The organism is Sphingomonas sp. PL20 (assembly GCF_017875905.1).
Lineage (GTDB): Bacteria > Pseudomonadota > Alphaproteobacteria > Sphingomonadales > Sphingomonadaceae > Sphingomonas > Sphingomonas echinoides.
In genome coordinates, this window is sequence record NZ_JAGINH010000002.1 from 3553417 (window position 1) to 3566379 (window position 12963).

Consider the following 12963-nt stretch of genomic DNA (forward strand, 5'->3'; position numbering starts at 1 on the left):
CGGCGCGGGTCCGCGGACCCGCGCCGCCGTCACGCCGGTTGGGCGAGTGCCGCCAGCGCATCGCCGGTGACGCGGTACACCGTCCATTCCTCCATCGGCGCTGCCCCCATCGAGCGATAAAAGGCGATCGCCTTTTCGTTCCAGTCGAGCACCGACCATTCGAAGCGCGTGCACCCGCGCGCCACCGCCAGCGCCGCCAGATGCTTGAGCAACGCCTTGCCCACGCCGCTCCCACGCGCCTCGGGCGTGACGTAGAGATCCTCCAGATACAGCCCACGCCAGCCGGTCCAGGTCGAGAAATTGTGGAAGAACAACGCCATGCCGACGGGCTTGCCGTCGAGTTCGGCAATCACTGCCTCGGCTGCGGGATGCGCGCCGAACAACGCGTCCTGCAACAACGGCTCGGTCGCCACCACCTTGTCGGGCTCGCGCTCAAATTCGGCGAGTTCGCGCACCAGATGCAGGATCAGCGGCACGTCGGCGGGGGTAGCGGGGCGGATATGGGTCATGCGGCAGCCTCGGTTTGCGGGGCGGGCGCGGCATGGCCGCGCACCGCAGCGACGCACCCCGCGATGATCAGCGCCGCACCGAGCGTTGTGTAGAGCGACACCGTCTCGCCGAACACCCACCATCCGAGCAACGCTGACCACAGAAAGGCGGTATATTCGACCGGTGCCAGCACCTGCGCCTCGGCCCGGCCATAAGCCCAGGCGAGCACCATCGCCGAGACCGAGCCCAGCACCGCCGCCGCACCGATCTGCGGCCATTGCGCGACCGTCGGCAGCCCCGAGAACCACGGTGCGCCGATCAACAGCAAGGCACCGAGCACGATGCTGGTGAACAACGCGACCTCCAGCGGATCGGCGACCTGCGCCTGCTGCCGCAGCAGGATCAGGCTATAAGCGTAGAAGATCGACGCCGCGAAAATAGCGATCGACCCCAGCACATGTGCAGTCGAGGCATGCGCCTGCACTTCGCCCGCCGCGATCACCAACACGCCCGCGCTTGCCACGATCGAACCGAGGATCGCCCCGCGCCGGATCGTCTCCCCCAGCAGCGCCGCGGCGAAATACAAGGCGATCAGCGGCGCAAGAAAGGTCAGCGCCACCCCCTGCGCCATCGGCACGCGCGCGAGGCCCCAGAAGAACAACACCACCGAAATGCCGGCAGTCGCGCCGCGCAGCGCATGCAGCCGCAACGCCGCCCGCCCCGGCCACGGCCGCCGCCGCGCGACGAACACCGGGCCGAGCAGCACCACACCCGCCACCGATCGCCACAGCACCGCCGAATAGGCCCCGCTGGCGATCGATAGCCCCTTCATCAGCACGTCCATCGTCGAATAGGTGGCGATGCCGATCGCGGCGACAGTGAAGGCGAGCGTGGCGGAAACGGGCTTCATGGCGCTGGCCATAGCGCGTGCCGGGCCTCCCGTCAGGGTAAAGATCGTCCCCCCGGTCAGCGCATGCCCGCTGCGGCCTCGCGCTGCACCGCCTGCAATAGGGCAAGCGCCTGTAGCGCTTGCGGCTCGGGCACGAAGACATTGTCGTGATGATAAGCCGCGATCATATTGCAGGGGATGCCCGCATCGGCGAGCGCCGTCGCAACGCCAGCGGTCAGGCCAACCCCGTCGAGCGCGGAGAACACTTCCAGCACAATCCGGCGCATCGGCAGCGACACGTCGAAGCCATGCGCCGCCGCGTCAGTGTGCGTCAGGACCAACGCAAGCCCCTCCGCTTCGCGAAACAGCGCGAGGCTCTTGGGTGCCAGGGCAGCGGCCGCCGCCGGGTCGGCGGTCGAGCAGAAGATATATAGTCCCTCCGTCCGAACCGGAGTCATTCCCGCGAGCATCGCCTGTCGCTCGCGCACGAGTTTGTGCGTTTGTGTCATTGTTCCACCTGAAAGTTCGAAAATAGCCTGAAGGGACCCAGCCTGACGGATCAGGCTGGGCGGCTAATTCGATTGGCGCAGGGGTAATGACGGAGCATCGCGCACTGATACCTTCGATTCGACGCCATGCCCAGATGCCTTGGCGGCGGCAATCGAGCCCAACCGCGCTATCGGCGCAAATCTTCGGACCGATAAAAAGCATTCAGCTCCCGCGCCGTCGCGAGCTTGATCTTCGGCAAGGCAATGTCGGCGAACATCGCGGCATAGCGTTTGCGGCTCGCCGGTGTGACAACCGCGATGTGATGGATCATCAGCCAATTCACCCTGTCGATACCTCCCTCAAGCGCCCCGTGGCGATTCCGCTGAAACCAGCATCGCTGAAAATAGCGCAGCAGGCTGGTCAGCGTTGAGGCGTCCAGCAAGATGATTCCGGTGGCACGCTCCAGCCGCTGTGGCAGGCAGCGGGAGTAATTGCCCTCTATTACCCACCGATCCCCCAAAATGGCCGCGTCATGCAAAGCGACGAACTCTGCTTCGGGTCGCTCTTGCCAGTCGGTATTGGGTCGATGACGGAGCTGGTCGAGGTGGACCGGGGACAGACCGCGCGCACGACCAATCGCTACCGCCAACGTGGACTTGCCACTGTTCGACGGCCCCATGATGCAGATGCGGGGGCCAAGCGCGTCGAGGGTCATGAGGTCGATCTTCTACAGCGCCGGCCCACCGTGCCGCAATCTCGGTACGGGGCGGATCTCCTCAAAAACGAGGCTCTCCCCCAGCCACGCAATCGCGCCCTCTTGGACCGACTCTTTCAAAGCGCCGACCGCGCTGAACCGAGAGCGTGTCCTTGCCGCACGCTCCCCGGCGAAGGCCGAGGAAGCGCGAACCGAAAGCCGAAGCGCCTCTTATTCCGCCGCCACCGCCTGTTGCGCCTCATGCGCCTCGATCGCTGCGGCCTTTTCCTCGACCAGCTTGACGATGTGCTCGAGCATGTCCTCGCTGTTCACGGTGTGGTCGGTCACGCCCGACAGATACACCATATGCTTGCCATTGCCGCCGCCGGTCAGGCCGATATCGGTCTCGCGCGCTTCGCCGGGGCCGTTGACGACGCAGCCGAGCACGCTCAGCGACATTGGTGTGCGGATGTGCTGGAGCCGTTCCTCCAGCGCCTGCACCGTGCGGATCACGTCAAAGCCCTGCCTCGCGCAGGACGGGCACGACACCACGCGCACGCCGCGATTGCGGATGCCGAGCGCCTTCAGGATCTCGAAGCCGACGCGCACTTCTTCCTCGGGCTCGGCCGAGAGCGAAACGCGCAGCGTATCGCCAATGCCATACCACAAAAGCGACCCGATCCCGATCGCCGACTTCACCGTGCCGCCGACGAACCCGCCCGCCTCGGTAATGCCCAGATGCAGCGGGCAATCGACCGTCTCGGCCAGTTGCTGGTACGCCGCCACCGCCAGGAACAGGTCGGATGCCTTCACCGCCACCTTGAATTCGTGAAAGTCACGGTCCTGCAGAAGCTTGATATGGTCGAGCGCGGATTCGACCAGCGCCTCGGGGCACGGCTCGCCGTACTTTTCGAGCAAGTCCTTTTCGAGGCTGCCCGCATTCACGCCGATGCGAATCGCGCAGCCATTGGCCTTGGCGGCGTTGACCACTTCGTTGACGCGCTCGGCCGAGCCGATGTTGCCGGGGTTGATCCGCAGACACGCAGCACCCGCATCGGCGGCTTCCAGCGCGCGCTTATAGTGGAAATGAATGTCGGCGACGATCGGCACGCGACTCGCGCGGACGATCTGCTTCAGTGCAGCGGTGCTCTCCACATCGGGGCAGGATACGCGGATGATGTCGACGCCAGCGTCTTCGCAGCGGCGGATCTGGTCGATCGTCGCCTTGGCATCGCTGGTTGGGGTGTTGGTCATCGTCTGGACGGTGACCGGCGCATCGCCGCCTACAGGGACGTTGCCGACCATGATCTGGCGGCTTTGGCGGCGGGTAATGTCGCGCCACGGGCGAACGGACATGGAGAAATTCCTCTGGGTTGCGGTGCCCCTATAGCGCCGTCCTGCGCCAACCGAAACCGCTAGAGTTTGCGCCCGCAAAGACAACACCCTAGGGCCCCCGGATGGAACGGCATTACGGACTGGACTGGTTGCGCATCGGCGCATTCGGTCTGCTCATTCTCTATCATATCGGCATGGTTTTCGTCCCCTGGGGCTTTCACGCCAAGACCGCGCAGCCGCTGCCATGGGTGGTGGTGCCGATGCTGGCGATCAACAGTTGGCGCTTGCTGCTGCTGTTCGTGGTGTCGGGCTATGCCAGCCGCGCGCTGCTGGTGCGCGGGGATGGCACCCGGGATTTCGTCGCCAACCGCACGCTGCGCCTGATCCTGCCCTTGCTGTTCGGGGTCGTGGTGATCGTGCCGGTGCAGCCCTGGGTCGAGCTGGTCACGCAGCATGAGTATCCGCATGGCTTCGGCTATTTTCTGGTCCACGATTATTTCCGCTTCGCCACCATCAGCGGCATCGCGCTGCCGACCTGGCAGCATCTGTGGTTCGTCGGCTATTTGTGGATCTACACGATGCTGCTGGCGCTCGCCGTCGCGCTGGTGGGGCGGCGAAGCTTCCAGCCGGTGTTCGACCGCATGTTTGGCGGCGTGCTGGTGTGGCTGATCCCGGCGGCATGGCTGGTGCTGGTCAGCGCCTGGCTGTTCCCCGGCGTCGCGCCGACCAACGATCTGGTCGGCGACATGGTGTCGCACGCGCAATATCTGCCGGGTTTCCTGTTTGGCTTTGCACTTGCAGGGTCCACGACCGGGCTGGCGGCGATGCGGCGCTGGTGGCCGTGGGCACTCGGCGTCGGCTTGCTCTGTTATGCGCTGGTCGCCGCAATCGAACTGCGCTGGCCGAACAGCTCGAGCCCGGCCTGGCCGTGGGGTATCCTCTTCGCCAGCGCGCGCGCGGTGCAGGGATGGAGCATGATCGTCGCACTGATTGGCCTGGCCGATATCTATCTCAACCGCGACCACCCGTGGCGGCGCGCCCTGACCGAGGCGGTGTTTCCCTTCTATCTCGTCCACCAGACGATCATCGTCGGGGTCGAGGGTTGGTTGCTGCACTTCGGCCTGCCGCGCGTCGCCGAATTTGCTATTCTGGTGGTGGCGACGCTCTGCGGTTGCTGGATCTTTTATGCGGTGGGGCGCGACATCGGCTGGTTGCGGCCGCTGATCGGGCTGCGACCGCGCGTGCGTAAGGACGGAATGCAATGACCTGGACGTTGGTGCTGCACGGCGGCGCAGGGAAGATGACGCGCGACTCGATTACGCCCGCGCAAGCCGAGGGCGCGCGCGCTGGCCTGGGCCGGGCGCTCGATGCCGGGGCGGCGATCCTCGCGGATGGCGGCGCGGCGCTCGACGCGGTCGAAGCAGCAGTACGCGTGCTGGAGGATGACCCGCATTTCAACGCCGGGCGCGGTGCCGCGCTGACCCGCGCGGGCGTGGCCGAACTCGACGCAGCGATCATGGATGGGCGCGATCGTGCGGCGGGGGCCGTCGCCGGGGTCACCGCCACGTGCCACCCGGTCTCGCTCGCCCGCGCGGTGATGGCGCACAGCCCGCATGTGTTGCTGAGTGGCGCGGGGGCCGAAACCTTCGCCCGCGAACAGGGCTGCGAGCCCGCCACCCAGGACTGGCTGATCCTGCCCGAACGCCGCGCGCAATTGGAAGAGATGCTCGGCGGCGGCGGCGCGTTCGATGTCGACATGAAATATGGCACGGTCGGCGCGGTGGCGCGCGACACCGCTGGCCATGTCGCCGCCGCCACCTCGACTGGCGGCGTGACCGGCAAGAATTGGGGCCGCATCGGCGATTCGCCGCTGATCGGGGCTGGCACCTATGCCGATGATCGCGCGGGCGCGGTGTCGTGCACTGGCTCGGGCGAGTTCTTCATTCGCGTCAACGTCGCGCACGAAATCTGCGCGCGGGCGCGCCTGGCGGGCGAATCGCTGGAGGTCGCGGCCCGGGTCGTGCTGGCCGAGGTCGCCGCGCTCGGTGGCACCGGCGGGGTGATCGTCACCGGCCCGAGCGGCGAGGCGCTGTGGCACTTCACCACGCCCGGCATGTACCGCGCGCGCCTGGGCTCCGACGGCCAGCGCGAAGTCGCCATCTTCGGCGACGATTGAAATTCCCTCTCCCAACGGGAGAGGGAAACGATCTGCGCTTTCGTCAGCGGCACCACACGACTAAAGCCATCCCATGACCTGTATCCGTCGCGTTCGCCCCGGCTTTGCCGTTCTCGCCACCCTGCTGGCCGCCAGCGTCGCGGCACCCGCTTCGGCCTATTGGGAATATGGCCACCAGACCGTGGCCCGCATCGCCGAAGCCAATGTCCGCCCCAAGACGCGCGCCGCGATTCGCGACCTGCTCCGCCATTCCGATTTACTGGCCACGCCCGAATGCAAGGCGGGCACGATGGCCGACGCGAGTGTCTGGGCCGATTGCGTCAAGCCGCTTAAGGACGCGAACGGCAAATCGCGCTTCGGTTATGCCTATACGTGGCACTTTCAGGATGTGAACATCTGCCACCCGTTCGATCTGGTGGTGCCGTGCAAGGACGGCAATTGCGTGTCGGCGCAAATCACCCGCGACGTCGCCTTGCTGAAGAACCGTCACGCGCCGGAGAAGGACCGCGTTCAGGCGCTCGCTTTCCTGATCCACTTCGTCGGTGATCTCCACCAGCCGCTCCATGCCGGCGAGAAGGACGACAAAGGCGGCAATGACGTGAAGGCGGTCTATGGCAGCTACGGCCCGGCCCGGCTCAACCTGCACAGCATCTGGGACGGCTATCTCGCCGAACGCGCCATCACCACCGGCCCGTCGCTGGTGCGCCGCTACCCCGCCGCCGTGCGCGCGAAGATCGCGGCGGGCGACGTCACCGACTGGAGCCGCGAAAGCTGGCAGGTCGCGCATGACGTGACCTATGGCAGCGTGATGCCCGACCCGTGTGCGCCTACCCCGGCACGGGTGACACTCGACGAACCGACGATCGAGAAGCTCGTGCCCGTCGCGCGGCTCGAGGTCGAACGCGGCGGCCTGCGCCTCGCCAAATTGCTCGACGCCGCGCTGGGGTGAGAGCCTTCCGTTCGTCCTGAGCCTGTCGATGGGCACCCTCGCCCACGCAACCGCGCATGCGGCGGGGGGGCTTCGACAGGCTCAGCCCGAACGGTATGGGGCGTTTACCGCCCCACGAACGTCGCCACCGCTTCCGCGATGCTCGATGAAATCGGCAGCGTCGCATCGCGATAGGTGGCAAGGTTCGCCGCACGATCACCACTCGCCACGGGCCGCAGCACATGATTGATGCCGGGCAGCAGCGTCAGCGTCGCCTTGGGTTGCGCGCGGTGCAGCGCCTCGGCATCCGCGACGCTCACCTGAAGATCGCGCGTGCCCTGCAGGATCAACACCGGCAGTTTCACCGCCGCGACCAACCGCGCCGGATCGTGCGACAACAGATCGATCCAATAGCCCTGCAGGCGATCGGGAAACAATGTCTGCAGGGGCGCGGGCAACTGTGCCGAATCGATGCGCTTGCCGGCCTCGAGCGATGCAATCGCCGCCTCGGCGGCGGGGAGCAGCGGCGCATTGGCCGGGTTCGCCCGCAATTGCGCGCGCAGCACCGCCCCCATCGGCCGCCCGATGCTCGACACCAGAATCAGCCCGCAAATCCCGGCAGGCGTCTGCGCCGCCTGCAACGCGACCAGCCCACCCTCGCTATGGCCGAGCAGCCAGAGGCACGCCCGCCCGGTCCGCGCGCGGGCGACTCTGCTCCACGCCTGCACGTCGGCGGCATAAGCGGCGGTGGTCACGGCATTGGGGTCGGCCTGCGCCGCCTTGCTGCCGAACAGCCCGCGCTTGTCGATGCGCAGCGTGCCGATGCCGTTGGCGGCAAGCGCCTCGGCGAGCTGGCGATAGGGGCCGCCCGCCACGCCCAGCGGATTGTTGCCGTCGCGATCGGTCGGGCCCGATCCGGGGATCAGCAACACCAGCGGTGCCTTGCCATCGGGATCAAGCAGCGTCCCCGCGAGCGGTCCTTCGGGGCCCGGCGCGGTCAACTCGACCGGGGCCGGAGGAGCGGCCAAAGCGGGTGATGCCGCCAGCGCCGCCACGACGAGAAGCCCGCCGCGGATCATTTGCGGACACCCCAATGCCAGCCCAGCCCGCCTTCGGTCTTGCGGATCGCCACCATGGTGAAAAGCGCGAACAGCGCCACGCCAATGCCAATCTGCGCAATCTGGTCCGAAATGAAGCGGACATCGGCGACCAGCAGCGCAGCAAAGCCGATCGTGACGAGCCACCCTTGCCAGGTGACCGGGGTAACGCCGAAGCCAAACATGTGCGGCACGAACCAATAGCCCTTTTCGACCCGATAATGATCGACCAGATCACGCGTCTTCATGGTCTTCTCCCTTGGGTGGGCGCCCGCGCCGGGGCGGGTTGGGGGCGGCGAGTTTCACGCCGCGCTTGGCCAGCGCCTCGCGCAAGAGGCATTCGAACTCGGCATTGACGCTCCGCAAATCGGCCGCCGCCATCCGCTCGACCGCGGCATAGAGCGCGGGGTCGAGACGCAAGGGAAACGCCTTTTTGGGGGGAGCCGCCAAGGTGCGCGTCCTATTGGTAGAGCGAGCCGGCGTTGACGACCGGCTGGGTATCGCGCTCGCCGCACAGCACGACCATCAGATTGCTGACCATCGCCGCGCGGCGTTCATCGTCCAGCTCGACCACGCCCTTGGCCGAGAGGAGATCGAGCGCCATCTCGACCATACCGACCGCGCCCTCGACCAATGTCTTGCGCGCCGCGACGACCGCTTGCGCCTGTTGCCGGCGCAGCATCGCGCCGGCAATTTCCGGGGCATAAGCAAGGTGCGTGAAGCCGCACTCGTCGACGGTGATGCCTGCCGTCACCAGCCGCGCGATCAATTCCTGGCGCAACTCCGCCCCGACCTGATCGTGATTGCCGCGCAGCGTCACTTCCTGATGCTCGTAATCGTCATAAGGGTAGCGCGCGCCGATCGTGCGCACCGCCGCCTCGATCTGGACGATCACGAACGCCTTATAATCATCGATATCGAACAGCGCCTGCGCGGTATCGGTCACACGCCATACGACTTGAGCCGCGATCTCGATCGGGTTGCCGCGCAGGTCGTTTACCTTCAGCCGTTCCGAAATCATGTTGTTGGCGCGCAGCGACACCTTCTTGCGCCCCAGCCACGGCAACAGCCAGCGCAGGCCGGTGTTGCGATCGGTACCCTTATACGCGCCGAACAGCGTGATCGCCGTCGCCTGATTGGGCTGCTGCATGTAGAAACCACCGGAGACGAACACGAACACGATGCTCGCCACCGCCACGATCGGGCCGCCCAGCGCGGCATCGTGCTTGAGCAGCGTGAGACCGAAAATGCCCAGCGCCAGCGATGCCAGCATCACCATCAACATCGCATAGCCGCTCGATGTCGCTGCTTTATGCTCGCTCGACAGCGTCAGCGCGGTGTTGCGTGTACCCGACTCGACCATCATGCCCTCCGTTAAATATGATATCATATTTATATCGAAGTTATGCGCGCTGCAAGGGGGCAAAAGAACCGACGCGAACGGGTGAAAAGCAGCAAAAAGGGCGACGCCGACAAAGCCGACGCCGCCCTCTTTCTCAACCCCGCCAAGGCGGAGCAGGCAATCTTAATTGAGAACGATGGTCACCGCGCGACGGTTCTGCGCCCAGCTTGCTTCGTCCGAACCCAGCGCGATCGGGCGTTCCTTGCCATAGCTGATCGTCGAGATGCGGCCGGGTGCCACGCCGCGCGCGGCCAGATAGTTCTTGGCAGCGAGCGCGCGGCGATCGCCCAGTGCGAGGTTATATTCACGCGTGCCGCGTTCGTCGCAATGCCCTTCCAGGCTGACCGGCACGTTGGGATACCGCGTCAGCCACTGCGCCTGGCTATCGAGGATCGCGCGCGCACGGTCATCGAGCGAGAAGCTGTCGAGCGCGAAATTGACGGTGTTGCTGGTGACCGAGCGCTCGAAGTCGGCGCGCGAGCCCGGCGCGATGCTGGGCTGACCGGCATTGGGATCGACGACCGACTGGCCAGGCGGGGGCGGAATCACCGCAGGCGGCTTCTTGGCGCACGCGGCGGTAAACAATGCAGTCCCGATCAGCAGCGAGGTCGTCAATTTAGCCATGTCAGCGTCTCCTTAGGGGAAGAGGTGGTGATGCACGCGTCTACACACGATTTGCGTCAGGGGCGTAACGGTCCCCAGGCGGGATCGGATCCATCGAGCACGGTCGGAACGCGGCGAACGTTCACCCCCGTCAGGTCGACCGACCACAGATCGGCGCGGCCGTTGCCGCCGCCGCTTGAGCGGAAGAACATCAGCACGCGGCCATTGGGCGACCAGCTTGGCCCTTCATCCTGCGCACCGTCGGTCAGCAACTGCTCATTGCCCCCGGCCGGGCTCATGATGCCGATGCGGAACGACCCGCCAATCTTGGTGAAGGCGATGAGGTTGCCGCGTGGGCTCCACACCGGCGTCGCATAGCGGCCGCTGCCAAAGCTGATGCGCTGCTGCTGCGATCCGTCGGCGTTCATCACGTACAATTGCTGCGTGCCCGAACGATCGCTTTCGAACACGATGCGCGAGCCATCGGGCGAATAGGTGCCGCCGGTGTCGATCGCGGGCGAATCGGTCAGCCGCTGCGGCGTACCGCCGTTGAAGGGGACGCGGTAGATGTCGGTATTGCCGCCAACCGCCATCGAGAACAGCACCCATTTGCCATCGGGCGACACGCGCGGCGCGAAGGTCAGATTGGTGTCGGGCACCAGCAGCCGCTGCCGCCCGCTTTCAATGTCATAGACATAGATGGCGGGGCGATCCTCGACATAGCTCATATAGACGATCGAGCGCTGGTCGGGCGACAGGCGCGGCGTCAGCGCGATCGCCTGGCCGTTGGTCAGGAAGCGGTGGTTGCCGCCATCCTGGTCCATGATCGCCAGCCGCTTGATGCGCTTGCCCTTGGGGCCGGTCTCGGAAACATAAACGACGCGGCTATCGAAATAGGGGCCCTCGCCGGTCAGCTTCGAATAGACCATGTCGGCGCATTTGTGCCCGGCGCGGCGCCATTCGCTCGGCGGCACGACAAAGCCCTGCCGCGCCAGTTCGGCGCGCGACGTCACGTCATAGAGATAGCAACCGACCGTCAGCGTGCCATCGCCATTGGCGCGGATGAACCCCTGCACCAGCGCCGACGCCCCGGCCCCGCCCCAATAATCGAAGGTCGGCGCGGTGACTTCGGGGAAGAGCACTGGCTTCACGCCCGAATCGAGCGGCTTGAACAGGCCCGAATTGCGCAAGTCGGTAGTGACGATCTGCGCGAGCTGCTGCCCGAGCTGATCGGTGCGGCCAGCCGGCGTATTGACCACGTCGGAGGTCGGCATCACCGGAATGGCGATGCCGAGCGGGGCAGACACGCCGCCCACGACATCGACCACCAATTCCCCTTGCTGCTGCGGGTTGGTGCCGCCGGGTTGGCCGGGAGCCTGCGGCGCGGGTGCGCCGGTCTGCGGCGCGTTTGGGAACGGCACGGGCAAAGGTGCCGGTGCGGTCTGCGCCTCGGCCACACCTGCGGCGACACCGGCGAGCGCAAGCGCGAGGATCATCTTGTGGAACATCATCGTCCTTCTCAGCCCGGCATGTGGTATGTCAGGGTAAACACCTTCCACCCGCGTGGCACGTCATAAAGCTCGAGCGGCAGCCCGCGTAGCGGCGTGCAGCCCATGAAGGTCGCAATCGCGGCACGGTCCACCGCATCGACATAGATGCGGTTATCGTCATCGACGCCGCGGTGGCTGGGCAGGATCGCCGGGCGCGCCGCCAGCGACCCGTCGCGATTAAACTGCAAGCGCACATAAGCGACGATTTTCGCCGCGCCCGGGCCGGGAATGACCTGGCGATTGGCGCAGGGTTGCACTTGCCGCTGAATCGCCGAGCCGATGTCCGCCGTTGCCTTGGCATCCATCGTCGCGCCCGGGGCGGCTTGCGACACCTTCGCGTGCGACGGGGCCTGGGTCAGCCCTTTGCGGAAATCATCGTCGAGCAGCGATCCGGTCGGGCGCGGCTTGGTCGCTTTCGGGTTGGTACCGGCCGCCTTGGCCACGGTCGCCTTGGCCTCGGTCTTCGCCGCAGGAGCCGCCGCCTTTGCAGGCGGCGTCTTGGTCTTGACCGGCTTATCGGGCTTTTCCGCGACGGGCTTTTTGGGCGCAGGAACGGGCTTGGGCGCTGGCTTGGGCGGTGGTGCCGCCTCCGGCTGCGGCTTGGGCGGAGCGGGTTCGGGCGTAACCTTTGCAACCTTGGCCGGAGGCGGGGCTTCTTCGGGAGGCCCCGCTTCGGGGGCAGTGGATTGTGCGGGCGGCTCTGGTGCCGCCGGAGCGTGCTGATCAAGCGCGACATCGTCGGCGAGCGACACTTCGATTGGCTTGTTCTGCGGCGGCGGGGGCGGGGCGCTTGTCCAGGCAAGCGACAGCAGCGCGAACACCGCGACATGGCCGACCACGGCCAGCCCAAGCCCCAGTCCGTCACGCTGCGTCATTTGCCGTCCTGGCCGACCGTAACCAGCGCGACGCGGTTGAGCCCGGCGCGGTTGAGTTCGCCCATCACGCGCATCACCCGCCCATAATCGAGCTTGCGATCGGCGCGCAGGAACACTTGCGGCGGCTTGGCAGGATCGGCCTTGGCGGCGATCTGCGACAGAATATCGGGCAGCAGCGCCTCATTGACCGCTTCCTTGTCGACGAACAGCTTGCCCGCGGCATCGATCGAAATCTGTACCGGCTTCTGGTCCTGATCGAGCGGCTTGGCGCGGCTGTCGGGCAAATTCACCGGCACGCCCGCTGTCAGCAACGGTGCGGTGACCATGAAGATGATCAGCAACACCAGCATCACGTCGACCATCGGCGTAACGTTGATGTCGGCCATCGGTGCGCGCCGCCCGCGGCCGCGCTGGGAGGGAAGGTTCATCGCCATCG

16 protein-coding genes are annotated in these 12963 nt (G+C 66.3%); 3 read left to right on the plus strand and 13 right to left on the minus strand.

Annotated features, from left to right (window positions below):
* Positions 1-29: 29 nt before the first annotated feature.
* The 5 genes from H4W01_RS16645 to ispG form a co-directional block, all read right to left on the minus strand.
* The gene (locus H4W01_RS16645) at positions 30-509 is read right to left on the minus strand and encodes a GNAT family N-acetyltransferase (protein WP_209612527.1); all 480 of its coding nucleotides are present in this window, start codon (positions 507-509) and stop codon (positions 30-32) included.
* Entirely contained in the window at positions 506-1411 is a 906-nt protein-coding gene (locus H4W01_RS16650) for a DMT family transporter (protein ID WP_209612530.1), read from the minus strand. Before H4W01_RS16650 ends, H4W01_RS16645 begins: the two co-directional genes overlap by 4 nt.
* 44 nt (positions 1412-1455) lie before the next feature.
* Positions 1456-1887, minus strand: coding sequence for an ACT domain-containing protein (locus tag H4W01_RS16655; RefSeq protein WP_209612532.1), 432 nt, complete (start codon positions 1885-1887; stop codon positions 1456-1458).
* A gap of 167 nt (positions 1888-2054) precedes the next feature.
* On the minus strand, positions 2055-2582 hold the full coding sequence (locus H4W01_RS16660; RefSeq protein ID WP_209612534.1) for an AAA family ATPase: 528 nt from the start codon (positions 2580-2582) through the stop codon (positions 2055-2057).
* Between the two features lie 210 nt (positions 2583-2792).
* Positions 2793-3917 (minus strand): flavodoxin-dependent (E)-4-hydroxy-3-methylbut-2-enyl-diphosphate synthase, encoded by a 1125-nt coding sequence (ispG, locus tag H4W01_RS16665; protein WP_209612536.1) that lies wholly within the window; start codon positions 3915-3917, stop codon positions 2793-2795.
* A gap of 101 nt (positions 3918-4018) precedes the next feature.
* Here ispG and H4W01_RS16670 point away from each other — a divergent pair, with 101 nt between their 5' ends.
* The 3 genes from H4W01_RS16670 (at position 4019) to H4W01_RS16680 (ending at position 7021) form a co-directional block, all read left to right on the plus strand.
* On the plus strand, positions 4019-5161 hold the full coding sequence (locus tag H4W01_RS16670; protein ID WP_209612539.1) for an acyltransferase family protein: 1143 nt from the start codon (positions 4019-4021) through the stop codon (positions 5159-5161).
* Complete coding sequence (locus tag H4W01_RS16675) at positions 5158-6072, plus strand: isoaspartyl peptidase/L-asparaginase family protein (RefSeq protein WP_209612540.1); 915 nt, start codon at positions 5158-5160, stop codon at positions 6070-6072. Before H4W01_RS16670 ends, H4W01_RS16675 begins: the two co-directional genes overlap by 4 nt.
* A 73-nt stretch (positions 6073-6145) precedes the next feature.
* Positions 6146-7021 (plus strand): S1/P1 nuclease, encoded by an 876-nt coding sequence (locus H4W01_RS16680; protein WP_209612541.1) that lies wholly within the window; start codon positions 6146-6148, stop codon positions 7019-7021.
* A 104-nt stretch (positions 7022-7125) separates the two neighbouring features.
* Here H4W01_RS16680 and H4W01_RS16685 read toward each other — a convergent pair whose 3' ends face one another.
* The 8 genes from H4W01_RS16685 to tolR form a co-directional block, all read right to left on the minus strand.
* Entirely contained in the window at positions 7126-8079 is a 954-nt protein-coding gene (locus H4W01_RS16685) for an alpha/beta hydrolase (RefSeq protein ID WP_209612542.1), read from the minus strand.
* On the minus strand, positions 8076-8345 hold the full coding sequence (locus H4W01_RS16690; protein WP_209612543.1) for a hypothetical protein: 270 nt from the start codon (positions 8343-8345) through the stop codon (positions 8076-8078). The genes H4W01_RS16685 and H4W01_RS16690 overlap by 4 nt, the downstream gene beginning before the upstream one ends.
* The gene (locus H4W01_RS16695) at positions 8332-8547 is read right to left on the minus strand and encodes a toxin-antitoxin system HicB family antitoxin (protein ID WP_126849379.1); all 216 of its coding nucleotides are present in this window, start codon (positions 8545-8547) and stop codon (positions 8332-8334) included. Before H4W01_RS16695 ends, H4W01_RS16690 begins: the two co-directional genes overlap by 14 nt.
* Before the next feature lie 10 nt (positions 8548-8557).
* Positions 8558-9460, minus strand: a complete 903-nt coding sequence (locus H4W01_RS16700; RefSeq protein WP_209613418.1) for an SPFH domain-containing protein — start codon at positions 9458-9460, stop codon at positions 8558-8560.
* A gap of 162 nt (positions 9461-9622) precedes the next feature.
* Positions 9623-10123 (minus strand): peptidoglycan-associated lipoprotein Pal, encoded by a 501-nt coding sequence (gene pal / locus H4W01_RS16705; protein ID WP_010405070.1) that lies wholly within the window; start codon positions 10121-10123, stop codon positions 9623-9625.
* A gap of 56 nt (positions 10124-10179) precedes the next feature.
* Positions 10180-11613 (minus strand): Tol-Pal system beta propeller repeat protein TolB, encoded by a 1434-nt coding sequence (gene tolB / locus H4W01_RS16710; protein ID WP_209612544.1) that lies wholly within the window; start codon positions 11611-11613, stop codon positions 10180-10182.
* 8 nt (positions 11614-11621) lie between these two features.
* Positions 11622-12527, minus strand: coding sequence for a cell envelope biogenesis protein TolA (locus H4W01_RS16715; protein WP_209612545.1), 906 nt, complete (start codon positions 12525-12527; stop codon positions 11622-11624).
* Positions 12524-12961, minus strand: a complete 438-nt coding sequence (gene tolR, locus H4W01_RS16720) for a protein TolR (protein ID WP_010405075.1) — start codon at positions 12959-12961, stop codon at positions 12524-12526. The genes H4W01_RS16715 and tolR overlap by 4 nt, the downstream gene beginning before the upstream one ends.
* Between the last annotated feature and the right edge of the window lie 2 nt (positions 12962-12963).

Coding starts and splice junctions, on each gene's coding strand:
- H4W01_RS16645 (WP_209612527.1), bottom strand. CDS start 509: ATGACCCATATCCGCCCCGCTACCCCCGCCGACGTGCCGCTGATCCTG.
- H4W01_RS16650 (WP_209612530.1), bottom strand. CDS start 1,411: ATGGCCAGCGCCATGAAGCCCGTTTCCGCCACGCTCGCCTTCACTGTC.
- H4W01_RS16655 (WP_209612532.1), bottom strand. CDS start 1,887: ATGACACAAACGCACAAACTCGTGCGCGAGCGACAGGCGATGCTCGCG.
- H4W01_RS16660 (WP_209612534.1), bottom strand. CDS start 2,582: ATGACCCTCGACGCGCTTGGCCCCCGCATCTGCATCATGGGGCCGTCG.
- ispG (WP_209612536.1), bottom strand. CDS start 3,917: ATGTCCGTTCGCCCGTGGCGCGACATTACCCGCCGCCAAAGCCGCCAG.
- H4W01_RS16670 (WP_209612539.1), top strand. CDS start 4,019: ATGGAACGGCATTACGGACTGGACTGGTTGCGCATCGGCGCATTCGGT.
- H4W01_RS16675 (WP_209612540.1), top strand. CDS start 5,158: ATGACCTGGACGTTGGTGCTGCACGGCGGCGCAGGGAAGATGACGCGC.
- H4W01_RS16680 (WP_209612541.1), top strand. CDS start 6,146: ATGACCTGTATCCGTCGCGTTCGCCCCGGCTTTGCCGTTCTCGCCACC.
- H4W01_RS16685 (WP_209612542.1), bottom strand. CDS start 8,079: ATGATCCGCGGCGGGCTTCTCGTCGTGGCGGCGCTGGCGGCATCACCC.
- H4W01_RS16690 (WP_209612543.1), bottom strand. CDS start 8,345: ATGAAGACGCGTGATCTGGTCGATCATTATCGGGTCGAAAAGGGCTAT.
- H4W01_RS16700 (WP_209613418.1), bottom strand. CDS start 9,460: ATGGTCGAGTCGGGTACACGCAACACCGCGCTGACGCTGTCGAGCGAG.
- pal (WP_010405070.1), bottom strand. CDS start 10,123: ATGGCTAAATTGACGACCTCGCTGCTGATCGGGACTGCATTGTTTACC.
- tolB (WP_209612544.1), bottom strand. CDS start 11,613: ATGATGTTCCACAAGATGATCCTCGCGCTTGCGCTCGCCGGTGTCGCC.
- H4W01_RS16715 (WP_209612545.1), bottom strand. CDS start 12,527: ATGACGCAGCGTGACGGACTGGGGCTTGGGCTGGCCGTGGTCGGCCAT.
- tolR (WP_010405075.1), bottom strand. CDS start 12,961: ATGGCGATGAACCTTCCCTCCCAGCGCGGCCGCGGGCGGCGCGCACCG.